General features: G+C 71.4%; 5 protein-coding genes. 4 read left to right on the forward strand and 1 reads right to left on the reverse strand.

The features are described from left to right. Positions 1-117: 117 nt before the first annotated feature. Genes ABD679_RS00785 through ABD679_RS00795 form a run of 3 tightly spaced genes read left to right on the forward strand, consistent with a single transcriptional unit; the run spans position 118 to position 2,727 of the window. Entirely contained in the window at positions 118-903 is a 786-nt protein-coding gene (locus tag ABD679_RS00785) for a rhomboid family intramembrane serine protease (RefSeq protein WP_425561825.1), read from the forward strand. A gap of 58 nt (positions 904-961) precedes the next feature. After that, on the forward strand, positions 962-2,041 hold the full coding sequence (locus ABD679_RS00790; protein ID WP_344758228.1) for a serine hydrolase domain-containing protein: 1,080 nt from the start codon (positions 962-964) through the stop codon (positions 2,039-2,041). Next, positions 2,038-2,727 (forward strand): hypothetical protein, encoded by a 690-nt coding sequence (locus ABD679_RS00795; protein WP_344758018.1) that lies wholly within the window; start codon positions 2,038-2,040, stop codon positions 2,725-2,727. The genes ABD679_RS00790 and ABD679_RS00795 overlap by 4 nt, the downstream gene beginning before the upstream one ends. Here ABD679_RS00795 and ABD679_RS00800 read toward each other — a convergent pair. Further along, entirely contained in the window at positions 2,693-3,361 is a 669-nt protein-coding gene (locus tag ABD679_RS00800) for a DUF2238 domain-containing protein (protein ID WP_344758019.1), read from the reverse strand. The genes ABD679_RS00795 and ABD679_RS00800 overlap by 35 nt on opposite strands. A 92-nt stretch (positions 3,362-3,453) precedes the next feature. Here ABD679_RS00800 and ABD679_RS00805 point away from each other — a divergent pair, with 92 nt between their 5' ends. Continuing rightward, a complete protein-coding gene (locus ABD679_RS00805) occupies positions 3,454-5,133 on the forward strand; it encodes a M20/M25/M40 family metallo-hydrolase (RefSeq protein WP_344758020.1) in 1,680 nt (559 codons plus the stop codon). The last annotated feature ends 89 nt before the right edge of the window (positions 5,134-5,222 follow it).

Here is a 5,222-nt window from a genome sequence, read left to right on the forward strand (position 1 = left end):
GGTGTCCTGCCGCCCATCGCGGCCATGGCCGCTCCCATAGTTCCCCCACCCGGGACACTCCCTCCCACGCCCAAACCTTGCATCGCCCCGATCCGCCGCCATCCTTGCCCCATGCACCTGGACACGCACGAACCGCAGCTCGACCCCGCCGCCCAGCGCAGGGCCGACCGCGCGCGCCTGCTGCGCGCACTCAAGGCCAGCCTGGCGTTCGTGCTGCTGCTGGTGGTGATGTTCGCCGCGCAGCAGGCACTGGACTGGCGCGCGTTCGCGGTGCTGCCGCAGAGCGCCCCCGGGCTGGTCGGCGTGCTGACCGCGCCGCTGCTGCACGGTTCGCCCGAGCATCTCGGTGCCAACGCGGTGTCGCTGCTGCTGCTGGGCACGCTGGCCGGCGCCGTCTATCCGCGCGCCACCGTGCGCGCGCTGCCGCTGCTGTGGCTGGGCTCGGGGCTGGGCGCGTGGCTGCTGGGCGAGGCCGGCTCGCGCCACCTGGGCGCCAGCGGGCTCGGCCACGGGCTGCTGTTCCTGGTGTTCGTGCTCGGACTGCTGCGCCGCGACCGCGCCTCGATCGCCGCGGCAATGATCGCGCTGTTCCTCTACGGCGGCATGCTGCTGACGGTGCTGCCGCGCGAAATCGGCGTGTCGTGGCAGTCGCACCTGGGCGGCGCGGTGGCGGGCGTGGTGGCGGCGTTCCTGTTCCGCCACCGGGACCCGCGGCCGCCGCGGCGCAAGTACAGCTGGGAAATCGAGGAAGAGCTGGCCGAACGCGAGGCCCGCGCCGCCGCCGAGGACCGCGACCAGTTTGAACCCGGCGCCCCGGACGACGTGCCGGTGCTGTGGCAGCGGCAGCAGGAAGAGCGCGGCGTGGTGCTGCGGTTTCCGCGCCGGGACGAAGACTCCCGCTGATCGTGCAGGAGCGACCAGGCATTCGCCTTGTGCTTACAATCGGCCCATGCGCCTGCCCATGATGCCCGCCTCGCTCCTGCTGGCCGTCCTCCTCGGCGGCTGCGCCACCACGGGGACGCCCATGCAGGCTTCGGTCGACACCCTGATGCGCGACTACACCGGCGACGTGCCCGGCGCGGCGGTGCTGGTGCTGCGCGACGGCCAGCCGCTGCTGCGGCGCGGCTACGGCCTGGCGGACCTGGAAACCGGCACGCCGGTGACCCCGGACACCAACTTCCGCCTGGCCTCGGTGACCAAGCAGTTCACCGCCGCGGCGATCCTGCTGCTGGCCGAAGACGGCAAGCTCTCGCTCGACGACCCGGTGCGCAAGTGGCTGCCGTCGCTGCCCGCGAGCGACGACGCGATCACCCTGCGCCACCTGCTCACCCACGCCTCGGGCCTGATCGACTACGAGGACCTGATGGCGCCCGACGCCACCGGGCAGGACACGCTTGATCAGGTCCACGACATCGACGTGCTGCACCTGCTCGAAGGCGAGGACCGCCTGTACTTCGCACCGGGCACCGGCTACCGCTACAGCAACGGCGCCTACGCGCTGCTGGCGCTGGTCGTGGGCAAGGCCTCGGGGCAGGACTTCGCGACCTTCCTGCGCGAACGCATCTTCAAGCCACTGGGCATGGACGGCACGGTGGCCTACGAGAACGGCATCTCCACCGTCGCCCACCGCGCCTACGGCCACAGCCTGGTCGACGGCCGGTGGGTGCGCACCGACCAGAGTTCGACCAGCGCGGTGCTCGGCGACGGCGGCATCTATTCCTCGATCGACGACCTGGCCAGGTGGGACGCGGCGCTGTACGACGACCGCCTGCTCAGCGACGCGATGCGCGCCGACGCCTTCACCCTGCACAACCCGATCCACGACGAGGCCGACGTCGACGGCTACGGCTACGGCTGGCGCATCCACGGCGAGGTGCTGTGGCATTCGGGCGAGACCATCGGCGGGCGCAACGTGATCATCCGCTGGCCGCAGCGACACCTGACCGTGGTGGTGCTCACCAACCGCAACGACCCCGAGCCGTACCGGCTGGCGATGAAGATCGCGGCGTTGTACCTGCCGGATGCGCCCGCGCGCGATTGAGCGCCTTCTTCCCGGTGCAGCGGCTTCGTGGCATCGTGCGCGCGGGCAACGGAGGGATCCGAATGCACGACGGTGACGCCGACGTACGGCCGCAACAGGATGTCTACGCACCGCCAAGGGCGCCGGTCGGCGATGTGGGCAGAATTCGCTTCGATGCCACGAGGACGGCGTTCCACGTCGTCTCCTTGCGCAAGTTCTGGTGCCTGTACCTGGCCACCTTCGGCCTGTACCAGTACTTCTGGCTCTACCGGCATTGGGGACAGTACCGCGACTGGCATCGCGAACCGCTGTGGCCGGCGGCCCGGTCGATCTTCCCGATCTTCTTCATGCATGCGCTCAATCGCCACGTGGACGATGCGCTGCGGACATCGCGCACCGTCCACGCGTGGCGGCCGGCGCTCAGCGCCACCATGTTCGTCGTGCTCTCGATCGTCTCGGCAATCGTCGGCCGCGTGGCGGCGCGCGTGGACACCATGACGCAGCTGGATTACCTCGGCATCGCGCTGTTGCTGCCCGTGGGCATGGCCATGGCCGCCACCCAGCGCGCGGCCAACGCCGCGTGCCAGGACCCCGGCGGCTCCGCGAACGCGCGGCTGACGGCGGCAAACTGGCTCTGGATCGTGCTGGGCTGCCTCTTGTGGACACTGATCCTCATCGGTCTCCTGGCTCCCGTCGCGCCACCCTGACTTGCGGGCCAAGCTGCCGGTCGTGCAGCCGCGACCACAGCAGCAGCGAGGCGATGGCGCCGCACAGGCACAGGAACATGTCCCACTGCGTGTCCCAGACGTCGCCCTGGGTGGCGAGGAAGGCGTCGGCATCGGCGCCGAAGGCCAGCGCCGCCCACCATTCGATCAGTTCGAACAACGCGCTGAAGCTCAGGCACGCGGCGAGCACGAGGTAGACCAGCCAGCCGCCGCGGCGCAGCGGCGTGAGCCGCAGCAGCAGTTCGCGCGCCAGGATCGCCGGCACGAAGCCCTGCATCAGGTGGCCGACGCGGTCCCAGGGGTTGCGCTCGAAGCCGAGCACGTCGCGCAGCCAGAATCCGAGCGGCGTCTGCGCGTAGGTGTAGGTGCCGCCGTGGACCAGCACCAGGGCGTGCGCGACCAGCAGCCAGCACAGCAGCCGCGTCAGCGGGAATCGCGACCAGCGCCAGACCAGCAGCGGCAGCGCGGCGATCACCCAGACCACTTCGAGCAGCCAGGTCAGCCGGTCGCGCGCGACCGCCAGCGACCACGCGAGCGCGACCACCACCACCGCGAGCAGGACCAGTCGCTCGATGCGGGTGGGCGGCGTGGCAACCGGGTGTGTCGGCGCGTCCATCGCCGTCGAGCATAGCGGCGATGCGACCCGTGCGGACATCGGCGCACGACGGCTGTGCTAGCGTCGCGGCTCCCCCAGCCGGAACCAAGCCGATGCGCCGCGCCGCCCTCCTGCCCATCCTGTTCGCGCTGTCGCTGGCCGCGTGCCAGCGCGAGGCGCCGCCGCCAGCGGAAGACGCTTCCGCCGCGGAGGCGACGCCCCCGGACTGGGCCGACGACCCGGCCGCGCTGCGCATCGAGGCCGATGTGCGCGCGCTGGCCGACGACGCGATGGAAGGCCGCGAGACCGGCACCCGCGGCTACGAAAAGGCCTCGGACTACGTGGCCCGGCGCTTCGCCGAAATCGAACTGCAGCCGGCCGGCGATGACGGCTCGTTCTTCCAGCACGTGCCGCTGCTCAAGGCCACGCGCGAGAGTGAAGGCGCGTATTTCGCGGTCAACCGCAACGGCCGCCACATCGAGTTGCGGCTGCGCGACCAGTTCCTGCCGCAGCCCGACTTCAACGCGGCGCGCGCCGCGGTGGAGGCGCCGGCGGTGTTCGTCGGCCAGGCGGTGCACGCGCCGGCGCTGGACGTGGACGACTTCAAGGGGCTGGACCTCAAGGGCAAGATCGCGGTGCTGTTTGGCGGCGCGCCGGCGCGCTTCGACGACGACCGGCGCGCGTTCCACGCCTCGTACCACGAGAAGCTGCGCCAGGTCACCGCGCACGGCGCGATCGGCGCGGTGTTCGTCAATACCGTGCAGGACGAGGCCGGCGCGCCGTGGGCGCAGCACGCGGCCAACTGGGACAAGCCGGCGATGCGCCTGCGCGACGCCGACGGCCGCGGGATCGACACCTTCCCGCAGCTGCGCGTGGTGGCCTCGGTCAGCGCGGCGGCCGCCGACCTGGTGTTCGCCGACGCCCCGCTGACCGCCGCGCAGCTGTTCGACGCCGCGCGCGACGGCACGCTGCGCGGCTTCGCCCTGCCCGGCACCATCGCGCTCGCCGCGCGCACGACCATCGAACCGGCACAGTCGCGCAACGTGGTGGCGCGGCTGCCCGGCGACGACGACGCGCTCGCCACAGAACACATCGTCTACAGCGCGCACCTGGACCACGTCGGCATCGGCGCGCCGGTGGAAGGCGACCGCATCTACAACGGCGCGCTCGACAACGCGCTGGGCGTGGCGATCATGCTCGAGACCGCGCACCAGCTCGCCGACGCGAAGTACCGGCCGAAACGCTCACTGCTGTTCGTCGCCACCACCGCCGAGGAGAAGGGCCTGCTCGGCGCGGAATGGTTCGCCACCCACCCCACCGTGGCGGCCGATTCGATGGTGGCCAACATCAACATGGACATGCCGGTGCTGATGGCGCCGACCACCGACGTGGTGCCGATCGGCGTCGAACACTCGTCGCTGCAGGCCACGCTGGAAGCGGCGGCGAAGGACATCCGGGTGGCGCTGTCGCCGGATCCCTTCCCGGAGGAGAACGTGTTCGTGCGGAGCGACCAGTACGCCTTCATCCGCGCCGGCGTACCGGCGGTGTACCTCGCCGGCGGCGTGGAGTCCGCCGACAAGGACAAGGCGCGCGATCCGAAGGTGGCGCTGCGCTACTTCCTGCGCAACTGCTACCACCGCCCCTGCGACGACGCCGACACGCAGCCGATCCAGTACGGCGACGCCGCCCGCATGGCGCGGCTCAACGCGCGCATCGGCCAGCGGGTCGGCGACGAGGCCGAGCGCCCGCGCTGGAACGAAGGCGACTTCTTCGGCGACATGTTCGCCAGGTAGCCGGCAGCGGCCTGCGGGAGCGGCCTTGCCCTGTCGGGTGGCCTGCCTGCGGAGCCTTTTGGTGCCTGTGGGAGCGGCCATGGCCGCGA

Source organism: Luteimonas lutimaris (assembly GCF_039537065.1).
In the GTDB taxonomy this organism is placed as follows: Bacteria; Pseudomonadota; Gammaproteobacteria; order Xanthomonadales; family Xanthomonadaceae; genus Luteimonas; species Luteimonas lutimaris.

What these genes read in the sequence shown, in the direction of transcription:
- ABD679_RS00805 (WP_344758020.1), top strand. Translation starts at nt 3,454, where the DNA reads ATGCGCCGCGCCGCCCTCCTGCCCATCCTGTTCGCGCTGTCGCTGGCC.
- ABD679_RS00800 (WP_344758019.1), bottom strand. Translation starts at nt 3,361, where the DNA reads ATGGACGCGCCGACACACCCGGTTGCCACGCCGCCCACCCGCATCGAG.
- ABD679_RS00790 (WP_344758228.1), top strand. Translation starts at nt 962, where the DNA reads ATGATGCCCGCCTCGCTCCTGCTGGCCGTCCTCCTCGGCGGCTGCGCC.